20 protein-coding genes are annotated in these 26,192 nt (G+C 37.5%); 8 read left to right on the forward strand and 12 right to left on the reverse strand.

The features are described from left to right. Nucleotides 1-370: 370 nt before the first annotated feature. Nucleotides 371-1,183: a UbiA prenyltransferase family protein gene (locus tag LB450_RS13075; RefSeq protein ID WP_224489685.1), complete on the reverse strand. Its 813-nt coding sequence runs from the start codon at nucleotides 1,181-1,183 to the stop codon at nucleotides 371-373. A 126-nt stretch (nucleotides 1,184-1,309) separates the two neighbouring features. Here LB450_RS13075 and gcvP point away from each other — a divergent pair, with 126 nt between their 5' ends. The 5 genes from gcvP to LB450_RS13100 all read left to right on the forward strand — a co-directional run bounded on the left by gcvP (nucleotide 1,310) and on the right by LB450_RS13100 (nucleotide 7,660). Beyond that, nucleotides 1,310-4,153, forward strand: a complete 2,844-nt coding sequence (gene gcvP, locus LB450_RS13080) for an aminomethyl-transferring glycine dehydrogenase (RefSeq protein WP_224489686.1) — start codon at nucleotides 1,310-1,312, stop codon at nucleotides 4,151-4,153. Between the two features lie 227 nt (nucleotides 4,154-4,380). Next, a complete protein-coding gene (locus LB450_RS13085; protein ID WP_224489687.1) occupies nucleotides 4,381-5,109 on the forward strand; it encodes a hypothetical protein in 729 nt (242 codons plus the stop codon). Nucleotides 5,110-5,215: 106 nt separating this feature from the next. Then, on the forward strand, nucleotides 5,216-6,277 hold the full coding sequence (locus LB450_RS13090; protein ID WP_224489688.1) for a 3-oxoacyl-ACP synthase III family protein: 1,062 nt from the start codon (nucleotides 5,216-5,218) through the stop codon (nucleotides 6,275-6,277). A 7-nt stretch (nucleotides 6,278-6,284) separates the two neighbouring features. Further along, entirely contained in the window at nucleotides 6,285-6,812 is a 528-nt protein-coding gene (locus LB450_RS13095) for a class I SAM-dependent methyltransferase (RefSeq protein ID WP_224489689.1), read from the forward strand. Further along, the gene (locus tag LB450_RS13100) at nucleotides 6,812-7,660 is read left to right on the forward strand and encodes a glycosyltransferase family 2 protein (protein ID WP_224489690.1); all 849 of its coding nucleotides are present in this window, start codon (nucleotides 6,812-6,814) and stop codon (nucleotides 7,658-7,660) included. The genes LB450_RS13095 and LB450_RS13100 overlap by 1 nt, the downstream gene beginning before the upstream one ends. Here LB450_RS13100 and pafA read toward each other — a convergent pair. Beyond that, nucleotides 7,652-9,283 (reverse strand): alkaline phosphatase PafA, encoded by a 1,632-nt coding sequence (pafA, locus tag LB450_RS13105; RefSeq protein ID WP_224489691.1) that lies wholly within the window; start codon nucleotides 9,281-9,283, stop codon nucleotides 7,652-7,654. The genes LB450_RS13100 and pafA overlap by 9 nt on opposite strands. Before the next feature lie 121 nt (nucleotides 9,284-9,404). On the opposite strand from pafA, the gene LB450_RS13110 reads away from it, so the two are divergent. Further along, the gene (locus tag LB450_RS13110; RefSeq protein ID WP_224489692.1) at nucleotides 9,405-10,148 is read left to right on the forward strand and encodes an MlaE family ABC transporter permease; all 744 of its coding nucleotides are present in this window, start codon (nucleotides 9,405-9,407) and stop codon (nucleotides 10,146-10,148) included. A 1-nt stretch (nucleotide 10,149) separates the two neighbouring features. Continuing rightward, on the forward strand, nucleotides 10,150-10,914 hold the full coding sequence (locus tag LB450_RS13115) for an ABC transporter ATP-binding protein (protein ID WP_224489693.1): 765 nt from the start codon (nucleotides 10,150-10,152) through the stop codon (nucleotides 10,912-10,914). On the opposite strand, the gene LB450_RS13120 is transcribed toward LB450_RS13115, so the two are convergent. The 10 genes from LB450_RS13120 to porU all read right to left on the reverse strand — a co-directional run bounded on the left by LB450_RS13120 (nucleotide 10,911) and on the right by porU (nucleotide 24,339). Then, the gene (locus LB450_RS13120; protein WP_224489694.1) at nucleotides 10,911-12,353 is read right to left on the reverse strand and encodes a DUF389 domain-containing protein; all 1,443 of its coding nucleotides are present in this window, start codon (nucleotides 12,351-12,353) and stop codon (nucleotides 10,911-10,913) included. The genes LB450_RS13115 and LB450_RS13120 overlap by 4 nt on opposite strands. A gap of 3 nt (nucleotides 12,354-12,356) precedes the next feature. Further along, nucleotides 12,357-13,439 (reverse strand): mannose-1-phosphate guanylyltransferase, encoded by a 1,083-nt coding sequence (locus LB450_RS13125; RefSeq protein WP_224489695.1) that lies wholly within the window; start codon nucleotides 13,437-13,439, stop codon nucleotides 12,357-12,359. Nucleotides 13,440-13,443: 4 nt separating this feature from the next. Next, on the reverse strand, nucleotides 13,444-14,040 hold the full coding sequence (locus tag LB450_RS13130) for a SprT-like domain-containing protein (RefSeq protein WP_224489696.1): 597 nt from the start codon (nucleotides 14,038-14,040) through the stop codon (nucleotides 13,444-13,446). A 136-nt stretch (nucleotides 14,041-14,176) separates the two neighbouring features. After that, the gene (locus tag LB450_RS13135; RefSeq protein ID WP_224489697.1) at nucleotides 14,177-14,860 is read right to left on the reverse strand and encodes an SDR family NAD(P)-dependent oxidoreductase; all 684 of its coding nucleotides are present in this window, start codon (nucleotides 14,858-14,860) and stop codon (nucleotides 14,177-14,179) included. Then, a complete protein-coding gene (locus LB450_RS13140; protein WP_224489698.1) occupies nucleotides 14,860-15,828 on the reverse strand; it encodes a M20/M25/M40 family metallo-hydrolase in 969 nt (322 codons plus the stop codon). Before LB450_RS13140 ends, LB450_RS13135 begins: the two co-directional genes overlap by 1 nt. Before the next feature lie 79 nt (nucleotides 15,829-15,907). Beyond that, nucleotides 15,908-17,653 (reverse strand): pyruvate dehydrogenase complex dihydrolipoamide acetyltransferase, encoded by a 1,746-nt coding sequence (locus tag LB450_RS13145; protein ID WP_224489699.1) that lies wholly within the window; start codon nucleotides 17,651-17,653, stop codon nucleotides 15,908-15,910. 4 nt (nucleotides 17,654-17,657) lie between these two features. After that, nucleotides 17,658-18,656, reverse strand: a complete 999-nt coding sequence (gene pdhA / locus LB450_RS13150) for a pyruvate dehydrogenase (acetyl-transferring) E1 component subunit alpha (protein WP_224489701.1) — start codon at nucleotides 18,654-18,656, stop codon at nucleotides 17,658-17,660. A 90-nt stretch (nucleotides 18,657-18,746) separates the two neighbouring features. Beyond that, a complete protein-coding gene (cdd, locus tag LB450_RS13155) occupies nucleotides 18,747-19,229 on the reverse strand; it encodes a cytidine deaminase (RefSeq protein WP_224489702.1) in 483 nt (160 codons plus the stop codon). Nucleotides 19,230-19,307: 78 nt separating this feature from the next. After that, nucleotides 19,308-20,474 carry a type IX secretion system outer membrane channel protein PorV gene (gene porV, locus LB450_RS13160; RefSeq protein WP_224489703.1) on the reverse strand — a complete coding sequence of 389 codons (1,167 nt, stop codon included), beginning with the start codon at nucleotides 20,472-20,474 and terminating at the stop codon, nucleotides 19,308-19,310. 31 nt (nucleotides 20,475-20,505) lie between these two features. Continuing rightward, nucleotides 20,506-24,339 carry a type IX secretion system sortase PorU gene (porU, locus tag LB450_RS13165; protein WP_224489704.1) on the reverse strand — a complete coding sequence of 1,278 codons (3,834 nt, stop codon included), beginning with the start codon at nucleotides 24,337-24,339 and terminating at the stop codon, nucleotides 20,506-20,508. Between the two features lie 170 nt (nucleotides 24,340-24,509). On the opposite strand from porU, the gene gldJ reads away from it, so the two are divergent. Beyond that, nucleotides 24,510-26,162 carry a gliding motility lipoprotein GldJ gene (gene gldJ, locus LB450_RS13170; RefSeq protein WP_224489705.1) on the forward strand — a complete coding sequence of 551 codons (1,653 nt, stop codon included), beginning with the start codon at nucleotides 24,510-24,512 and terminating at the stop codon, nucleotides 26,160-26,162. The last annotated feature ends 30 nt before the right edge of the window (nucleotides 26,163-26,192 follow it).

The raw sequence follows: 26,192 nt of genomic DNA on the forward strand, positions 1-26,192 counted from the left end.
GGGATGAAGAGAAATTCTTGTCGTTTAAAATCTAACCAAAGATACTTAAACCCGTACGCCTGTTTCTCTAAGCGGATGCAAAACTAATACTTATTTTTGATTCAACAAGTGATAATTTTGAAAAAAATAAAACTTTTTTAAGAACGAAAACTAATCTTTTTTTTTTGAGAGCGCAAACCTACAACTTAATTCCTCATCTCACAAGTAAAAACAACTTAACGTTATCCCTACTTTATCCTTGCGTTATCTTCTCAGTACCTCAATTAGCGGGGTGCAAAACTACAACTCTTTCCCTCTTCAATCCAAACTTTTTAAGAGGTTTTTTGAAAAAAATTCTCAAGAACCCCTTAACTGACTGGCATTATATCTTTTAGCCAACAAAATATTTTAGCAAAAACCATAAGATGGGAACCGCTTCTACCAAAAGCGCTGTATAAAGGAAGGCATCACGACGCTTTGAAAACAAAACAAGCATAACTACCAATATATGTATGTATAGATATATATAGGTATCGGTCATAACAAAACTCAGACAAATCATTGACATCAAGATTAAACCTATAGCTAATATCTTGGTTTGAAACACCCCTAAAACCTGCGGAAGTGTCTTTAAATAAATTTCATCAAGCTTTAGATCTCTAATTTCAAAAGGAATAATAAGCGCGACAACAATTAAAAATCGGCTCATTATATATAAGGTCTTCTCCGCATCAAGTGAACTCCATTCAATTTCAGCAGAAAGAAAAGGGAGAATCACGGTGGTTCCTGTCCAGACGAATGCTATAATGAATATTTTAAGACCGCTTACATCTCTTAAGTTTTTAGCTTCGGGAAGGAATGGAAGCACATAAAGCAATGTGAAAACACCTAACAAAAGAATAAAAACTATGACTTCTAATTCAAAATAAAATAGAGATATAAAAATTGGTAGTATTGAAACCACTGATAAGATAAAAATAAACTTGAGACGATTAGTCAATTTTAAACGATCATGTTTTATCAAAGGGATATACTTTACAAATGTATAGGCTACTAGTGTTGAAAAAAATACAAAAACAAGAATGCTGTTATTAATCTCTAAGTCAAAATCTAAATACGTAATGCAAGCAAATGAAACCACTGCCAGAGCAACATGCATGCTGGAGTTAATGTATAGCGTTAAAATTTTGGAAATAAAATTCATACTGACAAAAATAGAGCTTTATCTAGGATTTTTTTTCTAAGAAAGTTAACGATAGTCAAAGCATCTTAAAGGCTTGTTTCATTATAAAATATGTATTTTTGTAAGCAAATTTTTAAAAATTCTTCAATGAATACACAATCATTTGCATCTAGGCACATCGGTCCTCGTGGTGAGAAAATAAAAGAAATGCTTAACAAGGTTGGCGTAGAGTCCCTCGGGCAGCTGATCTATGAGACCATACCAGATGATATCAAGCTAAATGATAAATTAAATTTACCAGAACCTTTAACTGAATTTGAATTTTCAAATCACATTCAGGCTTTATCGCTTAAAAATAAAGTTTTTAAGTCATACATAGGTTTAGGTTACCACCAGGCCATACTTCCAGCAGTCATTCAAAGAAATGTATTGGAAAACCCAGGATGGTACACAGCCTATACTCCATACCAGGCTGAAATCGCTCAAGGCAGACTGGAAGCGCTATTGAACTTCCAAACCATGGTTTCTGACTTAACTGGGATGGAATTGGCAAACGCCTCTTTACTCGATGAATCTACATCCGCTGCCGAAGCGATGACTTTGCTGTTTGCTGTTCGTTCAAAAGAACAAAAGAAAAATAAAGTGGTTAAGTTTTATGTTGGAGAAAATGTACTCCCTCAAACTTTGGCTTTACTGGAAACCAGAGCAGAGCCACTTGATGTTGAATTAGTTGTTGGTAAGCATGAAGACTTCGATTTCGATGAAAGTTACTTTGGAACTTTAGTTCAATACTCTGGCAAATATGGTGAGATTAATGATTTTGAAGACTTTACTAAGAAAGCTAAAGAAAACGATATAAAAGTAGCAGTTGCTGCTGACTTAATGAGTCTGGTTTTGCTTGAAGCGCCTGGAGATTGGGGTGTGGATGTAGTTGTAGGAACGACGCAACGTTTTGGGATTCCATTAGGCTACGGCGGACCTCACGCTGCTTATTTTGCTACAAAAGAGGAATATAAGAGAAATATTCCCGGTAGAATAATAGGAGTTACCAAAGATATGGATGACAATACATCCTTAAGAATGGCACTCCAGACCCGTGAACAACATATCAAAAGGGATAAAGCAACCTCAAACATCTGTACAGCTCAGGTTTTACTTGCTGTGATGGCCGGCATGTATGCTGTGTATCATGGCCCAAAAGGACTGAAGTTTATCGCAAATCAAATCCATAAAAAAACGGTAAGTCTTGCCGAAGGTTTAGAGAAACTTGGCTTTTTTCAGGTCAATGAATTGTACTTTGACACGATTTTAGTCAAAGCTGATGCAGATAAAATCAAAACTCTGGCAGAAGAGAAAGAAATCAACTTCTTTTACCCTGATGCTGAAAGCGTTTCTATTTCTATTAACGAAACGACTTCCATTGAGGATGTAAACGAGATTTTAAATCTGTTTGAAGGCATTTCAGAAAAAAATACTGAAGCGATAAAAGATCTGCAAGATGGTATTATTGCAAACTCTGAATTAAAAAGAGAAAGCGATTTTTTAACTCACGATGTCTTTAACAGTTATCATTCTGAAACAGAACTGATGCGCTACATCAAAAGACTGGAACGAAAAGATTTGGCTTTGAACCATTCCATGATTTCATTGGGCTCTTGTACCATGAAGTTGAATGCAGCTTCAGAAATGCTGCCACTTTCTAATCCACAATGGGGAAATATTCACCCATTTGTGCCAAAAGATCAAGCACAAGGTTATCAGGAGATACTTAAAAGCCTTGAAGATTATTTAACTGAAATCACAGGTTTCTCCGCAACCTCCTTGCAGCCAAACTCTGGTGCACAGGGAGAATATGCTGGCTTGATGGTCATAAGAGCTTACCATAAGTCCAGAAATGAATCACATAGAGATATCTGTTTAGTGCCCTCTTCTGCTCACGGCACAAACCCTGCAAGTGCAGTTATGGCTGGCATGAAGGTCGTCGTGGTAAAAGCAACTGATAAAGGAAATATTGACTTTAACGATTTAAAAGCTAAAGCTGAAAAACACAGTGATAATTTAGCTGCATTGATGGTAACTTACCCCTCTACACATGGTGTATTTGAATCTGATATCAGAAAAATAACTGCGCTTATCCACGAACACGGTGGCCAGGTGTATATGGACGGAGCCAATATGAATGCACAGGTTGGGTTAACCAGTCCGGGCAGAATTGGAGCAGATGTATGTCACTTAAACTTACATAAAACCTTCGCTATTCCCCATGGCGGTGGTGGACCAGGCGTTGGTCCTATATGTGTAGCTAAGCAACTGGCACCATTCTTACCCAACAATCCTTTGATTGAAACTGGAGGAACGGAAGCCATTTCTTCGATTTCAGGAGCACCATTTGGATCTGCATTTGTGTGTTTGATTTCTTATGCCTACATCAGAATGCTGGGTGAGGAAGGTTTGAGAGAATCTACAGAATATGCCATTTTGAATGCTAATTATATCCAAGCAAGTCTAAAAGGACATTATAAAACCCTCTATTCTGGAGAAAAAGGAAGAGCCGCTCACGAAATGATTATTGATTGTAGAGATTTCAAAGAATTTGGTATTGAAGTAAAAGACATCGCCAAAAGGCTAATCGATTACGGCTTCCACTCACCGACGGTTTCCTTCCCCGTTGCCGGAACCATGATGATTGAACCTACAGAAAGCGAAAGCAAAGCTGAACTCGATAGATTTTGTGAAGCGATGATTTCTATTAAGCAGGAAGTAGAGCAATGCGATAAGGACAATCCTAACAATGTGCTTAAAAACGCACCACATACGGTGGCGATGCTGACAGCTGAAAACTGGGAATTTGAGTATAGCAGACAAACAGCTGCCTTTCCTCTGCCTTTTGTAGCTGAAAACAAATTCTGGCCTTCAACCCGTAGAGTTGATGAAGCTTTTGGAGATCGAAATCTAACCTGCACCTGCGCTCCGATTGAAGCGTACATATAGATTTATCCAAAATTAGTTATTCTAATAGCCTCAAGTTTATAATTTGAGGCTATTTTTATGCAGAAAATAAATTTATATGCCTGTCCGTTTTTGTAACCTATAAATAATTTTTGTCTCCCAGAGCAAATTCGATAGGGTAAACAAAAACGTCTCGACTGCGCTCGATGTGACACCTTTAGTCCAGTTTAGACTTTTAGATCATTAAGGACATATACAATTAAATAGTCATGGCTTTATCTAAAGATAAAAAAGAACAGCTTTTAGACTTTATAAAATCGCATTATGTCGATTATCATGATGTGAGGTTGCTCATCGCTAAAGATCTTGAAGAGGACATCGCAAAACAGATGGATAAAGATGAAGATCTTTCATTTGAAGATGCGCTTAAACAGGCTTATAAAAAATACGGTGTTATTGGTTTTTCGGATGTTTCTGAAGACTACATGAAGAAAATCAATACATACTTTTATAAAAAAGTGATTTTTAAGGTAGTAAAAAATGAGGCATCGTCACTTCGATTTTGGCTTCTAGCAATATTGAGTTTTTTAATTATTTATTCCATAATAACCTCACTTATTACTATGCCTTTTGTTCTTGCTGGTGGTTTTCTTGTGTTAATTATTCTTGGTTTTATTTTCTATTTTCGAAAGCTTCATAATGAAATTAAAGAATTAAAGAAAAATGATAACTACTATTATTTGGATCAGCTTTTAGTCTCAAATAATTCGATACTTTTTCCATTCACTTATTTACCTTTAATGATGGCTCCTCATATTGGAAGATTGACTGAAAATGAAAATTGGTCTATGGCTATTTTAGCCTTTTTTACCACGATTTCATTTATTGCTTTCTATTTGATTTATTTCAAGCTGTATAAAAACAGATTTCAACTTCTCAAGGAGTATAAAGACAACTATTTGTCTGAAAAATTGGACCACAAACTTGAACTTATCTAAATCAGATTCAGAATAAGTTTCAAAACGATTTAAAAACTATTAATTTTGAATCTTATTTTACAATTTAATTACATTAACAGTACCTTGCAAAAAATTTATACGGAACATGAATGCTATAAAAATCGTTGGTGTTGGGAGTTATATCCCTGAAATGATTAAAAAAAATGAAGATTTTTTGGAAAACAAATTCTTCAATCAGGATGAAACTGCTTTTGATGCAGAACCGGAAGTGATCATCAAAAAATTTAAGGCCATTACTGGTATTGAAGAAAGACGATATGTTGATGACGATCTTAAAACTTCTGATATCGCAACTTTGGCTGCCGAGAAAGCCATCAAAAATGCGGGGATAGATCCAGAAACTTTAGACTACATTATAGTCGCTCATAATTTTGGAGATGTCACTCACAATGCTCAACAGGCCGATACCGTTCCAAGTCTCGCCTCCAGAGTGAAAGAAAAATTGCGAATCGACAACCCTAGTTGTGTGGGTTATGATATTTTATTTGGTTGCCCGGGCTGGATAGAAGGCTGTATACATTCATTTGCTTTTATGAAAGCGGGAATGGCGAAACGCTGTTTGATTATTGGAGCCGAAACTCTTTCGAGGGTGGTTGATCCCAATGACAGAGATAGCATGATTTATGCTGACGGTGCAGGTGCCACCATTTTTGAATTGACAGAATCTAGCGGTGGTATTTTATCTCATAAAACGGCTACTTACGCCAAAACTGAAGCTAACTATATTTATTTTGATAAATCCTTTTCTCCAGATAGAGAAGACGACAGGGCTTACATCAAAATGTATGGCAGAAAGATTTACAATTTCGCATTGTCTAAAGTGCCTGAAGCGATGAAAACCTGCCTGGAAGAAAGTGGAAAATCTATTGATGATTTAAAGAAAATCTTTATACATCAAGCCAACGAAAAAATGGATGAGGCTATAGCCCAAAGGTTCTATAAACTTTACGACAGAGAAATGCCTAAGGACATTATGCCCATGAGCATAGATAAACTGGGGAATAGCAGTGTGGCTACAATCCCTACGCTTTATGACATGTTCCTGAATGGTGAATTTGAACATGAAAGCTTAAAGCCCGGAGATACCATCATGTTTGCAAGTGTCGGGGCTGGCATGAACATCAACGCCATAGTCTACGAAATATAGACTATCTATGTACGAAAACACCTATCCTGAAAAGCGATTTCGAATCACCTTAGAGTTTTTAAAAACCCACGCTCCTCCTCCATCTGAAATTTTGGATCTTGGCGTAGAAAACCCTTTTTCTAAATTGCTTTCTTCGGAAGGGTATACCGTTGAAAATACGGAAGGTCAAGATTTAGATGTCGATTTGAGTCAGCTTAAGGCTTCCTCAGCAGGAATTACGACAGCGTTTGAAATTTTCGAACATTTATTGTCGCCTTTGGAAGTGTTGAAAAGTCTTCAAAGTGAGTATTTGTTTGCCAGTGTTCCGCTCAAACTTTGGTTCGCTAAAGCTTATCAAAGCAAAACCGATCCCTGGGATAGACATTACCATGAGTTTGAGCAGTGGCAATTTGACTGGCTACTTGACAAAGCAGGATGGGAAATTGTAGATTCTAAAAGTTTTACGCATCCAGTAAAAAAAATCGGCCTGAGACCTGTTTTGAGATTATTTACGCCCAGATACTATCTTGTATTCTGTAAAAGAAAATCTACGTAGTGGACATAGCTATCATCATACCGGCTTATAATGAAGAAAAATTCATAAAAAACTGCCTGGATTCACTCTTGAATCAAACACATCCTGCCAAAAAAATACTTGTCGTTGATGATGGGTCTGCTGATGATACTCCCGAAATTGTAAAGAGACTTTCTAATTCCCACGAAAACTTAAACCTGCTGTCTAGACCTAAAAGCTTTAGTCATGAACCGGGAGGCAAAATTATTGAAACCTTCAATGCCGGACTTAAAAACTTAGATGTTGATTACGATGTGATTTGCAAATTTGATGCTGACTTGATTTTTCCACCGAATTATTTAGAAGTGTTAACCAAAGCTTTCCAGGACAATCCTAAACTTGGAATGTATGGTGGCTTTTGTACGGTCAAGAAAAACGAGACCTGGCGCGTAGAGCAACTCACCAATCCCGATCATTTACGAGGCGCTGTAAAAGCTTATAGAAAAGCATGTTTTGAAGACATCCATGGGTTGATTCCAGCCATGGGCTGGGACACCATCGATGAAATGAAGGCCCGATTTCAGTACTGGGAAGTCAAAACCAATCCGAATTTGCTAGTCAAGCATCTTAAAGCTACCGGACAGCAATACAAAAAAAACCTGCCAAAGCTTTTCGGAATTTCTTTATTCCGAATGAGATACAGCTGGTCTTTGGCTCTACTGACTTGTTTGAAGATGGCAAAAAACAAATCAAGCTTTGCCTTTTTTTTAAAATCTATGAGATCATTTCTAACAAGTCATTCCAAAAAAAACACCTTCCTGGTTACTGAACAGGAAGGTGCCTTTATAAGAACCTATAGATGGTCTAAAATTAAAGAACGTCTATTTTAAGACTTCAGAAATAACAGTTCCTGTAGCTCCGTTGGGAAGTTCTATCCCTAAAAGGGCAGAAATTGTCGGAGCGATATCTGGAATGTGATAGCGGTTGTAGGTCTTCCCTGATTTTATTCCGTTTCCATACATCAGTAATGGAGCCTGAGTGTCGTAATTGTTTCCACTTCCGTGTGTAGAACCTTTCCTAGAGTAAGAAATATAGGCGTTATCTAATACATAAGCTATATCCCCACTTCGTTTCTGGTGGAATCCTCTTAAAATTAATTCTGCTGGAGTTCCGCTGAAATCAGTGTTCTCCAGTGTTTCTCTGGTATATACTTTATCTATATGTTTATACTGAATCAAAAAGTGTTTGACTTCATTTTGAGCAGTAACAAATTCAGAATAAGTGTTGAACTTAGAGTAGTCCAGGAAAATCTGATGATTATAGATGCTTTCAATGACATTTTCTAAACCAAAATTAGTGCTTAAGTGCTCTTCTAAAGCATCACGCATGTCGTCTACCTCAAAATAACCTGCAGGAATTTTTTCATCTTTTAAAAACTGAGGCACATGAACAGCTCCGTGATCTGCTGTTAAAAACAAGGTGTAATTTCCTTTTCCAACCTGCTTGTCCAGGAATTTCATTAGATCAGCTACATTTTTGTCTAAACGAATATAAGTATCCTGAATTTCTTTGGAGTTAACTCCAAAATTATGCCCTAGATAATCGGTACTGGAAAAGCTCAGGGTAAACACATCTGTAAATTCATCCTGACCTAGGTTCTCGTTGAGGATAGCTTTTTTTGCAAAATCCAAAAGCAAATCGTTTCCATAAGGTGTTGGTCTTAAGATACTGTAGTTGTTATTTTCTTTGGCAAGTTTCTTTAGATCATAAGGAAATGTGGCTTCTTTTTTTCCTTTGAATCCATTTTCGTAAGTATTAAGGTCAGAGCCGCTTTCTTCATAAGTAGAAATATCTTTAAACGTATCCCATTCTTTAAGGTAACTTTTAGCCACATCAGAAGAATTGAATTTATTCACCCAATTTGGCAACTTTTCCATATAAAAATCTGAGCTTATAAAGTGCCCTTCATCTCCTCCAACAAACCAATACGCAGCATTTGCCGTATGTCCAGCAGGTAAAATAGCTCCCCGATCTTTTATGGAAACCCCTATGGTTTTGCCCTTAAACTGCGTGTGAAGACGATTTTGGTCAGCAAAACTGGTAGACAACATTCTTTGTGGCGACATTTTCCCAGCTCTATCCTCTGGATCCAATCCCAAACCAGAGACGCTCGGGTCTGAAGCACAATACACACGTTCTTTAATTACTTTATCGTACCAGTTGTTGGCAACAATACCGTGATTCATAGGGCTTGTTCCTGTAAATATAGAGGCATGACCAGGCCCTGTATAGGTCGGAACGTAATCAAAATGGAAGTTTTTCATTTCAAAACCTTCCCTTTGCAGACGCTTAAAACCCTCGTCTGAATAATGTTTTTGGAATTTGGTTAAATAATCATAGCGCATCTGATCGACGACGACACCCACAACCAGTTTTGTGGCTTTTTCATTATCCTGCGCAAACAACTGAATTTGAACAAGTAATAGAAATAAAATAGCAATTTTGAATTTCATGAGTTTTATATTTTATTGCAAATATAAAGACTTAGGTTAGTTTCAAGTTTATGCTTCGGTTAAATCATATCTTCAAGTTTTTATTCTATTTTTATAAAAATTTCAAAAAGGCTTCAAGCAAATGCTATCAAATTATATAAAAAGTATTGGTCAGTATTTTATAATGATCTACGATACCTTTAAAAGAATGACCAAAACTTCTGAATTGAGAAGGCTCATTCTTCAGGAAATAGATGACCTTATTATAAGCTCTTTGGGGATCGTTGTATTTATATCGTTTTTTATAGGAGCGGTTATTGCTATTCAGACGGCCCTCAATTTTTCAAATCCATTTGTACCAAAGTCCCTTATTGGTTTTGCAGCGAGGCAATCGATTATTCTGGAGTTTGCTCCAACGTTTGTCGCCATCATCATGGCGGGAAAAGTGGGTTCATACATCACTTCGAGTATAGGAACCATGAGAGTTTCAGAACAGATAGATGCTTTGGAAGTGATGGGAATTAATTCTCTCAATTACCTGGTTTTTCCAAAGATTGTTGCGATGTGCTTATTCCCGTTTGTCATCGCCATCTCTATGTTTGTAGGTATAATTGGTGCTTATATAGCCAGTGTCTATGGTGGGTTCTTGAGTTCAGAAGCGTTTCTAACGGGCTTACAGGAAGATTTTGTTCCTTTTCAGGTGTTCTATGCTTTCCTTAAAAGTTTCATTTTTGCATTGATACTCGCTACTGTTCCTTCTTTTCATGGATATTATATGAAAGGGGGGTCTTTGGAAGTAGGGCATGCCGCGACAACTTCGTTTGTATGGACGAGTGTTATTATTATTTTTATGAACTATTTCATCACCCAATTATTACTAAGCTAGTATGATAAAAGTTAGAGATTTACATAAATCCTTTGACGATCTGGACGTCCTTAAAGGGGTAGATGCCGAATTTGAAAAGGGTAAAACCAATTTAATCATCGGACAATCTGGCTCTGGTAAAACCGTGTTTTTAAAATGTTTACTCGGATTAATAATACCTGACTCGGGCAGAATAGAATATAATGGGAAGTCTTATAAAAACTTTTCTAAAGACGAAAAAAGAGAAATCAGTAAGCAGATGGGGATGGTTTTCCAGGGAGGTGCATTGTTCGATTCTATGACAGTTGAAGAAAATGTAAAGTTCCCTCTGAAAATGCTTACCAAGATGAGCAGGCAGGACATGCAGAATCGGGTTGAAGAAGTCCTTGACCGTGTAAACTTAGTCGATACAAATCATAAGCTACCTTCAGAAATAAGTGGAGGAATGCAAAAAAGAGTCTCCATTGCAAGAGCAATAGTCAATAAACCCAATTTTTTGTTTTGTGACGAACCCAACTCTGGCTTAGACCCTAGAACAGCTTCTGTCATAGATAACCTCATTCAGGAAATCACTCATGAAAATGACATCACAACCGTAATCAATACACACGATATGAATTCGGTATTTGAAATCGGTGAAAATATCATTTATCTGGAGGACGGTGTTAAAGCCTGGGAAGGCAACAAAAACAACATCTATAAAACAGACAATCAAAAACTGACAGACTTTGTTTATGCTTCCAACTTATTTAAAAAAGTGAGAATCGCTCAAAAGGAGGGCCTTTAATTTACGGACAGTACGCTAATGTTATCCAGATTCAACTTATAAGCTAACCAATCTTCAAGTTGATCGAGTTTAGTTTCTTTTTCTTCTGAATCTGTTTCTGGTTTCCACTTAATGCTAAACGTCGGAATTGTGTCCATATTCTCAAAGTTCGATTTAATAACGTCTGCAAAACTCACTTCAGCTACAGTATTGTAATTCAACTGAATTTCCTTTGCCAGACGATCAAACTGGATGATTCTGTTGCTTTTTTGCATGGTTCTCAGCTCATACTGTAACTTTTCAATTTCTGCTCTGGACTCGGTCAATTCAAGAGAGTCGCGTTTTCTAAGTTCAGCCATAAATTGTAACTGATTGAAATTTTCGGAATTTTCATTTTGAAGTACTCTAAGCTCCGTGTTTTCTAAATATTCATAGGTTTTTATCTTGTCCTTCCATAACCTAATCACTTCCCTTGGAATTTCTTTACCTAAAAAAGAAACTTCTATGACAGGTGTAACACCAGAGTGGTAAGAGATATTGGTCGCATTTTTTTGAAGAAACGATTGTTTATAGCTTTGCAATTCTTCAAGCACAAACTTATTAGCATCAATTGTAAAGTAGGATTCCTTCAGTAAATTATAAAACAAATAAACACTTGGAATCATCACTATGATAGCGATGGATGAAGCTATTTGAGCAATACGCCTTCGTCTTAGCGAGTTCGCATATTTAACAAGGGGAAACCTCAAAAACTTGGACACCACAAAAGTGGATAAGGCTATGAATATGGTATTGATGGTAAACAAATACATAGCACCACCGAAGATACTCATATCCCAAACGGCTAAGCCATAACCAGCTGTACAAAGGGGAGGCATCAAAGCTGTTGCAATAGCAACACCAGCAATAACAGTAATGATGGTTCCTTTTTTAGCTTTAGCAATAATAAGTGCTAAGCCACCAAAAATAGCTACCAAAACATCAAGAATGGTGGGATAAGTTCTGGCTTCCAGCTCTGGTGTAAGCTCAGTAAGAGGTGATAATTGAAAATATAAAAACGCTGTTATCAAACTCAGGCCAACCATAACTCCAAGATTGACAAGTGACCTCCTGAGTGTATCGATGTCGTTAATGGCTACGGAAAAACCTAAGCCAACGATAGGTCCCATAAGTGGCGAAATAAGCATAGCTCCGATAACGACGGCAGTACTACTCACATTCAAACCAATAGATGCTACGATAATAGAGAAGATCAAAATCCAGGCACTATGCCCTTTAAAAGGAATGTCGTTTAAGATAGCTTCTGCCGTAGCTTCTCTGTCGGTATCATGTGAAATGTCCAAAAGATCATATAAAAAACTTTTGATGCTTCCATAAGAATGCCTCAAGCTTGTCTTTACTTGTTTAGAAGATTCAGAATTTGAATTATGATCAGATGGATTTGAAGCGTTTTCAGTCATAAGTTAGCCATGATTTTTACCAAACTTTTCCATAACCAAGTTACGTATAGTTTTGATTTCTTGTTCATCTTTTTTTGGCAAAATCACAAGACTGTCTTTGTTTTCAACAACAATATAGTCGTTAAGACCCTTGATAATCGCTATTTTATCTTCAGAAGTTCTTAAAATAGTATTGGTCGTATCTATAAAAACAGACTGAGCATTTACACTCACATTATTATTTTCATCTTTAGGCAATTCATTGTGGAGTGAGCCCCAGGTACCTAAATCACTCCAGTCGAAACTCGCTTCAATCACACCTACCTGCTTTGCTTTTTCCAGGATTCCATAATCTATAGATATGTTTTCGAATTGTGGATAATAGTCTGCTAGAAATGACTCTTCTTTATTTGTATTCAATTTGGACCAGGACTTTTCAAAGACCGAAAACATATCTGGAAGAAATTCCTGATACTGGTCTATAATAAAAGACGTTTTCCATATAAAAATCCCCGCATTCCATAAATAGTTCCCTTCTTTTAAAAAGGATTGAGCGGTTGGATAATCGGGCTTTTCTGTAAAGGTTTCCACTATTTTTACATTACCGGAATCCTCTTTTTCATACTTGATATAACCATAACCTGTGTTTGGAAAAGTAGGTGTAATGCCTAGAGTCATCAAAAGATCTTTTTGAGTACTGGCCTCAAATGCAAGATTGACATCCCTGGCAAAAGCATCTTCATCTTCGATCCAGTGGTCGCTTGGAGCTACAATCATTCTTGCTTTTGGATTTTCTTTATTGATCTTTAAAGCAGACAGCAAAATGCAAGGTGCAGTATTTCTCATGGCCGGCTCTGCAATAATTCTGTCACTCTTGATATCTGGCAGCTGCTGATTGACAAGGTCCACATAATCGGAATTGGTAAGGATGAGAATTTGATCTTCTGGAACAATTTTAGCTAATCTAGTAAAAGTTTGTTGAAGTAATGTTTTACCTGTTCCTAACATGTCATGAAACTGTTTTGGAAAGGAAGTTTTGCTTACTGGCCAAAATCTTGAACCCACACCTCCAGCCATAATCACGGCATAATTATCCTTCTTATTCATGTTATTATTTTAAAAAATCAACTTCAGCATTGGGCTGAAATGCATAAATTTTCCCTGTACTCACTTCCTGGCATTCGTATCTTTTCCGAATTCTTCTACCTTTCTTAAATCGACGCCCATTGGGAATTTGAAAAATACTTCCAAAGGGAAGCTCAAATATAAAATTTTTCTCATTAGGTGTGTCGTATTGTTTTAGAGCTACACTCAGTCTGGCATCTGTATCGCTGCTTGCCGTTGGATTTTTAAAATGCCTGGCTAGCTCAGGTAGAAGATCACTGGGGAAAATTTCCGGATTCAAAAAAGGCAACATCAACTTCTGAAAGCTATGTTTCCACTCTGCTCCATGAGGTAAAATCGAGAATCCGTAGGTCTTGAAGGCCAGCAAATGAGCAACCTCATGAACCGTGGTGATCAAAAATCGGTATTTATTTAAATTGGAGTTAACAGTAATCTGATGAAATCCATCTGGTTTCAACCTGTAATCCCCGTGTTTAGTTTGTCGTTGGCTAACGATCTTCAATTGAATTTGATAAGCTTTGACCATACCCATGACAGGAATGACTGCTCGCTCAGGCAAATATTTTTGAAGCGTTTCTTTCATGTATTACCTTCTATTGTTTTTTAATAGTCACACCGGCCTGAATGACTCAATCTGGCAGGTGTAACTTTTGATGATTAAAATAATCATTACACTGTTTATTTAATAGTTATTTTAATCATGTCGGTTTCATTCAATTTTAAGGTGTAGAACTTGATACTTGTAGCAATTTACCGTTGTAAAAACGATTTCCGTTTTCTGAAAAGTCTTTGATATATTCGGCCATTTCAGATGCAGAATTTGGGGCTTGTAATCCAGGAAATGCTTCTTCAAGCATTTCAGTCTGAACCGCACCCAATGCTAATACATTAAAGGATGGTCCGTTTTCTTTATATTCTTCAGCAAGTAATTCAGTTAGCGTAATAACCGCTGCTTTGCTTGAGCTGTAAGCAGCCAAGCCAGGAAATTTCATACTGCCCTGAACACCACCCATGCTGCTGATTGTCACCACATGACTGTTGTTGGTCATCAAGGGGAGCAGTTGGTGCGTTAAATCAAACACCGAAAAGACGTTGGTTTCATAAACGCTTTTTACATCTTCGAGTTTAGTATCCTTAAAATCCTGCTTCAGAAATTGACCGGCATTATTGATTAAAATATCAATTGATTTAACTTCAGATTGTATTTTTCGGGCAACTTCTGAAACTTTTGAACTCTCATTCAAATCACAGGAATAAGAGAATACATTTTCAAGATTAAGGTCACTTACGGGTTTGTCGTTTCTGGACAAAGCAAATACCGTATGGCCTTCAGCAGCAAAAAGCTTTACAAGTTCATAACCAATACCGCGGCTTGTTCCTGTTATAACAATTGTTTTTGACATTAATTTAAATTTACTGTGGTTTCTGTTGAATTAACTAATTTTAAAACACCAGGTTTTAAGTCATTCACCAATTTTAAGTAAGCTTCGACATCCAGTTCTTCAAATTCATCATTCACATGATGGTAATACTCATAATTGGTGAAGTCGAAAGTACAAATGGTGTGTGAGGGCACGCCAAAGGTTTCGTAAAAAGGGTAATTATCGCTTCTTTTAAACAAACCATACTGAGCCGCCTGAGGTAAAAATCCTAAAAATTCAGTTTCATCTTCATAAAACCCATTAAAAACCTCAGCAAGATTAGACATTTCATAACCTGTGATATAAGCACGATAATTTTTATCTTTCATCTGAACGCCTAACATTTCAATATTAAACACCAGGTAAGGTTCCACCTCCATACTCTTCATTTTGGTAGCTAAATGTCTAGACCCCACAAGACCTTTCTCTTCGGCAGAGAATAAAGCAAAAATCACGTCTCTTTTTAAGTCTTGACTTGCTAAATATTTTGCCAGCTCAAGAACTGCAACCGTACCTGAGGCGTTATCATTGGCTCCATTAGCAATGCTATCCTTTTCGACAGCTTCAATAATTCCCACATGATCATAGTGTGCACCGATGACTAAGGGTGTTAAGTCATTTGATTCTTCAGCTTTCAAAACACCTACGACATTAAAACCGTCTGCTTCTTTCAGTTTGAATGAATCTCTATAGGTTTCAAAATAAGGTTCAACTTCAAATTTTTCAAAAGCATTTTCAATATAGATCGCTGCTTTATCAATGCCTTCAGAGCCCGTATCTCTTCCATTAAGCTCATCTGATGTTAAATATTTCAGCGCTGATTTTGCTGAATATTGAAAATCTGACTTTTGAGAGGTTTCTGATATTTCTTTTTTCTGATCTTGAACTGAATTCTTGCAAGAGAAGGTTAAAAGTGAACCTATGCAAAGCGTTATAATAATTTTTTTCATAAAGTGAATATATAAAAAACTGCCTTTAAAGACCCATTAAAGGTCTAAAAAGGCAGTAGATTATTACATTATATGATAACTATGCTAACATAGTTACAGGGTTCTCCAGATATGTTTTTAAAGTTTGAAGGAATTTAGCTCCAGTTGCCCCATCTACTGTTCTATGGTCACAAGCCAGGGTAAGCGTCATCGTATTTCCAACAACGATTTCTCCATTCTTAACTACAGGTTTTTCAACAATTGTTCCTACAGAAAGAATAGCAGAATTCGGTTGGTTGATAATGCTTGTAAATTCTGTAATTCCAAACATGCCAAGGTTAGATACTGTGAATGTACTGCCTTCCATCTCGTTAGGCTGTAATTTTTTGTTTTTAGCTTTTCCGGCTAAATTTTTCACATTACTGCCAATTTGAGTCAAACTCTGTTGGTCTGCAAATTCCAGGACAGGAACCAGAAGTCCTTCCTCTACTGCCACGGCTACACCTACATGAATGTGTTTCGCAATCTTTGTAGCGTCACCATTCCAGGATGAATTGACTTGCGGATGTTTTCTCAACGCCATTGCAGAAGCTTTGATCACAAGGTCATTAAAAGAAACCTTCACATCTGGCATCTCGTTGATATGAGATCTGGATGCCATCGCATTCTCCATATCAACTTCAATATTTAGGTAATAATGCGGCGCAGAATTCTTAGATTCTAACAGGCGCTTAGCAATTGTTTTCCTCATTTGAGAATTCTTCACCTCCTCAAAAGACTCTTCTCCTGCAGGAGTATATAACTCTGCAACTGGTGCAGCTTCTTCTTTCTTAGAAGCTTTTGGAGCTTCAGATTTTGCTTCTGAAGTCTCTTTTTGAGCAGACTCTGCAGAGGGTTTAAAGTCTTCCACGTCTTTTTTGACGATTCGACCATTGTCTCCAGAACCACTTACTTTTTTAAGATCAATGCCTTTATCTTCAGCAATTTTCTTGGCTAATGGCGAGGCTAATATTCTGCCTTCCTCATCGGTGTTATCAGCATCTTCATCACCAGATATGTCGTTTGAACCGGCATCTGAAGATTTGTCTTCTGATTTAGTTTCTTCAGACTTGGTGCCTTTAGATTCTTTTTTGGAATCAGATGAAGATTTACCACCCGATTTTATAGACTTCAGAATTGAGTCTACATCTGTGCCCTCTGGTCCTATAATCGCCAGAATATCATCTACAGGAGCAGATTCTCCTTCATCTATACCAATATGAAGTAACTTTCCTGAATAGAAAGACTCAAATTCCATAGTTGCCTTATCGGTTTCGATTTCAGCCAGGATTTCACCTTCCTCCACATCATCACCAACAGATTTTAACCAGGTAGCAACGGTTCCTTCCTCCATGGTATCACTTAATCTAGGCATAGTTACTACCTCAACACCATCTGGCATTTCGCCATCTCCTCCATCGGATTCGTCATCATCGTGATCGGAACTATCATCTTCAGAAGAATTTTCTTCAGATTCTTTCTCTTCTTTGGAGTCAGATTTTTCATCTTTATCCGCTTCAGAAGAATCGTCGCTTTTAGCTTTGTTAATCAATTCCTCGATATCTTCACCTTCTTCACCAATAATGGCTAAAAGTGAATCAACAGGAGCACCTTCACCCTCTTCAACTCCAATATGCAAAAGCACACCGTCGTGAAAAGACTCAAATTCCATAGTCGCTTTATCGGTTTCGATTTCAGCTAAAATGTCTCCTTCTTCTACTTTATCTCCTTTTTGCTTTAACCATTTTGCCACAACACCTTCTTCCATGGTGTCGCTTAATCTGGGCATGTTTACTACTTCAGCCATCTACTTATAATTTGTGAGAAATGAAAGGATAATCTTCTTGCTCGTACACTACGTCATACATGACGTTTTTGTCTGGGAAATCGGACTCGTCAGCAAATTTTTCACACTCGCTAACTTTGTCTTTTACCTGTTTATCAATTTTTTTGATATCCTCTTCAGAGGCATACTTTTTATCTAGTAATACCTTCTTGACTTGAGAAATAGGATCTATTTCCTGATATTCTTTTACTTCGTCTTTTGTTCTATATTTTTGAGCATCACTCATGGAGTGCCCTCTATACCTGTAAGTTTTTAGGTCTAAAAACGTAGGGCCTTTTCCTGCTCTTGCTCTTGAAATAGCTTCATCCAAAGCTTCAGCAACTTTAGTAGGATCCATAGCATCTACAGGACCACAAGGCATCTCATAACCTAAACCAAGTCTCCAGATATCTTCATGGCTGGATGTTCTTTTCACAGAAGTCCCCATAGCATAACCATTGTTTTCCACACAGAATACAACTGGCAATTTCCAGTTGGTAGCCATGTTTAAAGTCTCATGAAGAGAACCTTGTCTAGCTGCTCCATCTCCAAGAAAACAAAGGGTTACTGCATTAGTATTAAAATATTTATCTGCAAAAGCTAAGCCGGCTCCAAGAGGAATCTGACCTCCAACAATTCCGTGACCTCCAAAAAATCTATGTTCTTTTGAAAATATATGCATAGACCCACCTAAACCTTGAGAAGTACCTGTTTTTTTACCATAAAGCTCTGCCATGACTCTCTTGGGATCCACACCCATTCCTATAGGCTGTACATGATTTCTGTAGGCAGTAATCATTTTATCTTTTTTCAAATCCATCACGTGCAAAGCACCAGCTAAAATTGCCTCTTGTCCATTATAAAGGTGAAGAAAACCTCTTACCTTTTGTTGAATGTAAACTTGAGCCAATTTATCTTCAAACTTTCTCCAAAACAGCATATCTTCATACCATTTCAAATAGGTTTTTTTCGTTATTTTTTTCATGTACAACTTTATTTATCGTCTAAATTATAAAACAGAATTACAAAAGTAATACTTTATGTAAGAATTGAAAATACTTTAGGCTTATTAACTTTAAAGAAACTTATTATCAAAGGCTAAAGGCAAAATATCCAAAAGGGATTTAACGTGCATCACTTTTCCCCGGGAACCAGTAAAGAAAATTTCGATAGGTTCTTTTTGTTTTTGCTCATATTCTGCAATGGCCTGTCGACATGCCCCACATGGTGCAATTGGCTCTAAAACCTCCTGCTTTTCAGAAGTAGCCGTAATGGCTATAGTTTTAATCTTCTGGTTGGGATAATTGGCTCCTGCAGCATAAATTGCGGTTCGCTCTGCACAAAGACCAGAAGGATAGGAGGCGTTTTCCTGATTGCTGCCCATCACCACTTCTCCATTTTCTAAAATAAGGGCTGCGCCGACTTTGAATTTGGAATAAGGAGCATAGGCCGTATGTCTTGCTTCCACAGCTTTATTCATCAACTTTTGAATTTGCTCTGGGAGTTCTGAAACCGAATCAAATAATTGTATAGTAGTACTTATCTGCTTTTCTATCATAATATTGAGCTTCTTAGAGACAAAAAAAGCATCAATTGTGATTGATACTTTTTGAAAATATATTAAACAAATATAGAGTTAATATTCAACATAGGTATTATCTCCAATATTAAAGGTCAAGCCAAATCGTAGTGTTCCTTCCAATGGATTTTGCACCGTTGAAGTTGAAAACAGGTAGGATACATCGATGTCGATTGCTGAATATTTAAACCCAGAACCAATGGTTAGAAATTTTCTAAAGCCTTTGTCTTTGGATTCGTTGAAATATCCCAGCCTTAAAGCAAAACTATCTTCAAACCAGTACTCTGCTCCAAGAGCCCAGGTGATTTCTTTTAGCTCTTCAGAAAAGCCATCGGGGGCATCGCCCCAGGAAGAAAAAATAGCTCCTATTGCATTTTGATTTGAATAGTCTAGAAAAGCTTGCTGACCCTCTGGTGTCAGTTGTCCGTTTTCAGTTTCAAACCTGGGAGGCGTTGGTACCAGCAGTTTATTGAACTCAAGATGAACGCCTATAGTGTTGGAAGCATCTAAAATAAAATCAAATCCTGCTCCTGCTTTAAAATTGGTAGGTAAAAAATTTTCTTGTCCCACATCATCATACTTAATCTTAGGCCCTATATTACTTATAGCTAATCCACCTCTCCAGCGGCCATTGAAATCTTTATAAAATTTTTCTTCACCTCTGTAAAACATAGAGATGTCTGCCCCAAAACTGCTGGCTGCATCTGCCTCTGCAATTCCTGTAGGGATTCTTAAATTGGAATTTATATAACGACCGGTAACAGCCATAGAAAATTCTTCGCTTAACCTTAGAGAATAACTTAAATCTATGGCAAATTCATTCGGATTTGCAATGCTTGGAACCTGGTCTGCCGTTTGTCTTAATTCTATTTCTCCAAGATCAAAATACCGAATACTAGCGGCCACAGCACTTCTTTCATTTATCCTGTTGAAATAAGAAAGGTTGGCGATATTAACGTCATTGACCAATTCTCTAAGGTACGGTGTATATGACAAACCAATTCCTGTTTTAGTTTCAGAAAACGCATATTTTGCAGCATTCCACTGCTGAGAGAATGCATCTACAGGTGTGGCGACACCCTGATCCCCCAATCCGGAAGATCTCGCATCTGCAGCAATAAGGAGGAATGGAACTCCCGTAGTGATGACTCGCCGGTCGTCTTGTGAATATGATGTTTTTGAAACAAACAAAAAAGCCAGTATTAATAACAGAATAGATTTCATAGATAAATTTGAGTTAGCAAATATATATAAATTATAAAATGACAAGTTTTTCATATTTTTCAACCTTATGATTGGTTAACGTAGATTTTACGGTTAACTTATACACATAGACCCCTTTTCCTATTTTATCTCCAAAATCATCTCTCCCATTCCAGCTCATATCTCTAAAAAGAAAACCGCCGGTATTGGCAATTTGATTTTGAGTCCAGACCAGCTTACCTGTGACTGTAAACACCTGCACCATAACCTCAAGGGGTTCAAATGGACGATTGTGATTAAACCAAAATTCAGTATAGTTTATAAAAGGATTCGGATAATTAAGGACACGGGTGATTTTAAGCTCATCATTTCCAGCAACAACAAAATGGATATCTTGAGTTTGAGAATTATTATAGACATCCCAGGCTTTTAGGGTTAAGGTATGCTCTCCATCTTCCAGGTCTCGAAGCCTGTAATACACTTTACCCTTAGTGTAGTCATCACGTTCTGCTTCATAATATTCATTCAGAATTATAGGGTTGGCTTCATCTCCATCCAAAATACCTACAATATCGTGACCTATACCTCCAGCTGTATTGATTCCATTTTCATCTTCAAGCAGTGCTAAAATATAAGGCTGATTATCGGTTATTCCTCCACTCACAAAGTTTTCATCGTTCATAAACAGATTGATAATCGGTCCTTCATTATCTTCAGGAGCATTTTCATTTAAGCCTCCTATGAGAATATCAGTATTAAAACCACTGTATTCTTCGAGCTGGTTCTCTTTTGAAGTATAAAAACTCACCCTGCCCTTATCTACTGGAAGACGTGTGTCTTTTGGCAGAACAAATTCAAATTCAAATTCCCCATTTACCACACTAGCCTGACCTCTAAATAAATTCTCACCTAAAGTTGTAAAATCCATAATAGCCAGTTCCCCATTAATTCTTGTTCCGTCATTCCCCAACGTCTGCCTGTCAATTCTTTTATCGAAAACCACAGCAGACAAATTTCCCTGATAGTTTTGAAGTTCCTGGCTGTTAGCATCAACTATTCGTCCTTGCAGTTTATATTTACCTAAGGCCTGTAAAGTATCATTAAATTGAGAAAAAGGGACATCGTTGATAGCTGTAAGCTGAACCCTGGACTTTGGCAGCGGCAATCTCATAGCAGGGTCCCCAACAAAAAATACAATTCGTTTTCCATTTCCAGAAATATTTCGCTTTGCCCTCGCTACCGATTGAGCAATAGTTTCATCATAATTATCAAAATCGAAAAGGTAAGGGGCAAAAACGTTATTAAACTGGACTCCTGCAAAAACACTTATTGCTCTAGTGGTCGTTACAAGAGAAGAAGCCCCACCATTTTCGTTCCAGAAGGTAAGCTCACCGCCCGTCATTCGAAGTGGATTATCAAATTTAGTAAACTCACAGGTAATGGTAACAAAACAGGTATAGCGATCTGGATTGCTCCAGTTCTGCGTATTGGTTTGTGTCACAATGCGTTCCTGAGCCAAACCATCCTCGCCACCATGCCCAAAATAATTGACCACAGCCGCGCCAACTTCTATAGAATTAGTGATCGCAGTATTCACATCGGGATACCTGTCACCGCCTGCTCCTGCTATCTGTTGAAAAGCATCAGAATGGATTTTTTTTACATTTACAGTTGGTTTATTTTCTGAAATCCGATCTCCCAGATTATCCAGATCCACCTGTAAGCTAAAGTCTCTGGAATCATCGACATCGTCTGATATTAGTATGAAATTATTTCGCCACTCATTATAAGCTTCTTTCTGTTCAGAAGAAATGATTTTATCTATCATCGCATTTGCGCGAAGAGGAGTGTCTGCCAAAATCCTTCCTACGGCCAAATCCATTAACTCACCTTGTCGCATTCTTCCCTCGCCAGGGTCCATCATCACAAAATAATCATCGGACATAAAAGACGATACCGTAGTAGAAAAACTACCCAGGCTCTGGAAAGTTGGAACTATATTGGTGTTGCCCTGTAGCCTGTTTTTATAATCTACAGATGCATCTCCAATGATGCCTAAAAATTTTATCCTATTCTGTGGAGAAGAGGCATTGTCGTAAATATATTTAACCAAATTTCTTATGGCCCCAATATCCTGCTTACCAGAATTGAACTCTTGATAAATATCTTCAACCGCCAGAGTCTTTACCACCAGGCCATCCTTATTTCTTCTATACTGAGCCAGCCTGTTGGCTGCAGACATAAATGAAGATTGAGTTATGATCAAATAGTCTAAATCCTGAAATTGACCTTGAGCATCGGTCAAAATAGTTCCTTTTATGTTTTGCCCTGGCACCTGTATGTTTCCGGTTTCAACTTGTGGCTGCAAATAGGCAGACGTTACCGCCTGGAATTCTCTAACAGACCCTAACGGACTTTTGAAAGAAAAAGTTGGCGACAGATCTTGATTGGAAATAAACCTTGGGTCGATGGGGTCTGTGATGTCCCACACCTGTGTGACTTCAGCAGCATTTTGAATGACATATTCTCCAATACCACTTGTGGTTGCGGTTTCTTTATTTCTGAATTTGAATTGTTCATCACCAGCAATTAATTCTCTTTTGGCTTCAACTGAAATAAAATCCAGAAATCCTCTGGCTCCCGGATTTCCATTTTTGTTATAAGTCAATTGTAAAGTTACCTCATCAGAATTTGAGTTTACCTGCGATCTCAACTCTGCCCCTCGGGACGGAGTATTTGGTGCACTTCCTAAAATATTGACTGGATTATCCAGAGCCTGACCATTCACTGAAAGGTTGAAAGAGGAACGTATTGGTGAAATAGCCCCTAGTCTTAACTCAAGTTGAAGGGGTGTATTTTGCACCAAATTTGGAAAATTAAACTCGTAGGTTTTTTCTGTTTCTATATCAAACCTATCGCCAAACCAACGTCTTCCAACTAAGGATAAACTTACCTCATCTACTTCATAAAATTGGTAATCGTCAAACTCAGTAAATGTTGTTGTTGCCGATCCTACAGGCTGATTTAGGACCGCCATTCGTTTTCCTCCACCAGAATTTACAGACACATAATAATAAGAACGATTAGCGTACAGGTTGAGGTTTGTGGCGTTTTCTTCGCTCCAACCTTGTGTAGCTGTGGCATAAAACAACACATAATCCCCGGGATTAAATTCTCCATCACCCCCATCGAAAACTTGAATAGCGAGCTCCGGAGGGTCATAATAAAGATTGTCTTCATTTTTTAAAGGCAGCATTTCACCACCATGTCCATATATTTTCAGATTAGCAGAAGGAATACTTGATCCGTCAATGCCCAGGTTTCTTAAAAATGAAAAGTCTAAACGGTGAACACCCGTCTCTTCAACATAAAATTTTGAAAACTGACCGGAACTAAATATAGAATTCGCCAGTTGAGTGGCATTGGTTTTGGAAGTTGACACAGGTGAATTGGACGTCGATTTTAAAAGCTTTGATTCAGCTGTTTCAAAAGAAATAACTCTATGAATTGCGTTGTTTTTATAAAAATAGGGATTCAACTTTAAAATCAGTTTTCGTTGGTTTTGATAGTTGACTTCGGTAAACTGGTAATCAACAGTTTGAGAAACTACACGAATATAATTTTTGAGTTCCCCGGAAACTTTTTCAGATTGGATATTTTTTAGAACAAGATCAGTCGCATTCGTTTCGAAAAAACGAGTGTATAAAAGATGTCCTTCATTCTCATTGAACTGAAAGTGAACAGGATCCAATCTTGAAAAATAAGTCTCATTGAGAGATTTAATAGCAATTTTATTGTTATTAACCCAATTTAAATTAACTTTACCGCCTTGCCCGTAAGAGATGAGGCAGGTACATAAATAAAAAAAAATCGGTAAAATTTTCATGGTGAAATCTTGACAATCGTTAAGATATAACGTAAAGTGTACAATGATAGTATATATTGAATAAAATAGAAATGAGTTTAAAAAAATTTAATTCTAGCAAAGGAAAATATACTTGTTAGTACAGCGTTAATCATTATATTGCAAACAAAATTTGGATTAAAATCGAAATTATGATTATAAGAAACTTCGTTAAATCAGGCTTACTTGCTTCTTTAGCATTAGCAATGATAAGTTGTAACAACTCCAGAGATTACGATGGCAGCTCAAGAGCTACTGGCTGGGATCTGAGCGGAAAAGATGGAGGTGTAAGCTACAAAACGGATTATGAAGAACAGGAAGCTGGACCAGGACTTCTATTTGTAGAAGGAGGCACATTTACAATGGGAAGAGTACAGGATGATGTGATGCATGATTGGAACAATAGTCCAAATCAGCAACACGTTCAATCCTTTTATATAGACGAAACTGAAGTCACCAATGTCATGTATTTAGAATACCTGGATTGGCTGAAGGAAATTTTTCCGCCCTCAGAAGAGAAATATAAAAACATTTATGTTGGCGCTTTACCTGACACTTTGGTTTGGAGAAACCCTTTAGGATTTAACGAAAGCATGGTGAATAATTACCTTAGACATCCTGCTTACCATAATTACCCTGTCGTAGGTGTCAATTGGATTCAAGCTACCGAGTTTAGCCAATGGAGAACAGACCGTGTAAACGAAAAACGGCTTGAAGAGAAAGGCTACTTTTCACGAGGTGCTTACAAAAATACCAGTGCAGAACGTGTTTTCAGTACCGAAACCTACCTCAATTCACCAAGTTTAGTTTATGGCGGTAGCGACAGTATAACCAGAGGTGGAAAACAAAGTGACAGACTTTTAAGAAACAATCCGGATAGTACCCATGTTTACGTCCAGAGAAAAGACGGGGAACTCCTTCCTTCATACAGACTGCCCACAGAAGTTGAATGGGAATACGCTGCTTTAGGTCAAAGCTCTGTAAGAGAATACAATATGTACAGAGGGAAAAAGAAATACCCATGGGATGGACAATACACAAGGTCTGGAGATAGAAACACCGTAGGTGACCAACGCGCCAATTTTAAACAAGGAAAAGGGGATTATGGCGGGATAGCCGGATGGAGTAGTGATGGAGCCGATATTACTGCAGAGGTAAAATCTTTTGATCCTAACGATTATGGTCTATACGATATGGCAGGAAATGTATCTGAATGGGTGGCAGATGTTTACAGGCCAAAAGTGGCTAATGATTACAACGACTTCAACTATTTCAGAGGTAATGTCTACACTAAAAACGCTATCACTGAGGATGGAACAGTAAAGGTTTTAGGTCCAGATGAGGTTGTTTACGATACCTTAAGCAATGGTAAAATTTTAGCCAGAACTATTCCAGGTGAAATTGCTCAGGAAAGAATTGGTGAAGAAGAGACGTATTTAAGAACTCAATTCTCGAAAAGCGATAATAAAAACTTTAGAGACGGAGATAAATCTTCTTCTAGATATTATAATAAAGCCGACACAGGTACAGGAGAACAGCTTATGTACGATTCACCTGAAAACTCAGTGACCTTAAAAGACGGAGAAATAAACAGAACAATGGATAATTCTTCTTCAAGAACAACACTTATAGATGACAACGTAAGGGTGTACAAAGGCGGGTCCTGGAAAGACAGAGCCTACTGGCTGGATCCTGCTCAGAGAAGGTTTTACCCACAAGACATGGCAACAAATGACATCGGTTTTAGAAACGCCATGTCCAAAGTTGGTTCTAAATCCAATAAAGGGAGAAGAACAAGAAATTAAAAAAGTTGAATCTAACTAAAAAGCTCTAAT

Source organism: Psychroflexus curvus (genome assembly GCF_020164585.1).
Classification (GTDB): domain Bacteria; phylum Bacteroidota; class Bacteroidia; order Flavobacteriales; family Flavobacteriaceae; genus Psychroflexus; species Psychroflexus curvus.

Coding starts and splice junctions, on each gene's coding strand:
- LB450_RS13110 (WP_224489692.1), top strand. CDS start 9,405: ATGCTATCAAATTATATAAAAAGTATTGGTCAGTATTTTATAATGATC.
- porV (WP_224489703.1), bottom strand. CDS start 20,474: ATGAAATCTATTCTGTTATTAATACTGGCTTTTTTGTTTGTTTCAAAA.
- porU (WP_224489704.1), bottom strand. CDS start 24,339: ATGAAAATTTTACCGATTTTTTTTTATTTATGTACCTGCCTCATCTCT.
- LB450_RS13085 (WP_224489687.1), top strand. CDS start 4,381: ATGGCTTTATCTAAAGATAAAAAAGAACAGCTTTTAGACTTTATAAAA.
- LB450_RS13115 (WP_224489693.1), top strand. CDS start 10,150: ATGATAAAAGTTAGAGATTTACATAAATCCTTTGACGATCTGGACGTC.
- LB450_RS13075 (WP_224489685.1), bottom strand. CDS start 1,183: ATGAATTTTATTTCCAAAATTTTAACGCTATACATTAACTCCAGCATG.
- gcvP (WP_224489686.1), top strand. CDS start 1,310: ATGAATACACAATCATTTGCATCTAGGCACATCGGTCCTCGTGGTGAG.
- LB450_RS13125 (WP_224489695.1), bottom strand. CDS start 13,439: ATGAATAAGAAGGATAATTATGCCGTGATTATGGCTGGAGGTGTGGGT.
- cdd (WP_224489702.1), bottom strand. CDS start 19,229: ATGATAGAAAAGCAGATAAGTACTACTATACAATTATTTGATTCGGTT.
- pafA (WP_224489691.1), bottom strand. CDS start 9,283: ATGAAATTCAAAATTGCTATTTTATTTCTATTACTTGTTCAAATTCAG.
- gldJ (WP_224489705.1), top strand. CDS start 24,510: ATGATTATAAGAAACTTCGTTAAATCAGGCTTACTTGCTTCTTTAGCA.
- LB450_RS13135 (WP_224489697.1), bottom strand. CDS start 14,860: ATGTCAAAAACAATTGTTATAACAGGAACAAGCCGCGGTATTGGTTAT.
- LB450_RS13130 (WP_224489696.1), bottom strand. CDS start 14,040: ATGAAAGAAACGCTTCAAAAATATTTGCCTGAGCGAGCAGTCATTCCT.
- LB450_RS13120 (WP_224489694.1), bottom strand. CDS start 12,353: ATGACTGAAAACGCTTCAAATCCATCTGATCATAATTCAAATTCTGAA.
- LB450_RS13090 (WP_224489688.1), top strand. CDS start 5,216: ATGAATGCTATAAAAATCGTTGGTGTTGGGAGTTATATCCCTGAAATG.
- LB450_RS13095 (WP_224489689.1), top strand. CDS start 6,285: ATGTACGAAAACACCTATCCTGAAAAGCGATTTCGAATCACCTTAGAG.
- LB450_RS13145 (WP_224489699.1), bottom strand. CDS start 17,653: ATGGCTGAAGTAGTAAACATGCCCAGATTAAGCGACACCATGGAAGAA.
- pdhA (WP_224489701.1), bottom strand. CDS start 18,656: ATGAAAAAAATAACGAAAAAAACCTATTTGAAATGGTATGAAGATATG.
- LB450_RS13140 (WP_224489698.1), bottom strand. CDS start 15,828: ATGAAAAAAATTATTATAACGCTTTGCATAGGTTCACTTTTAACCTTC.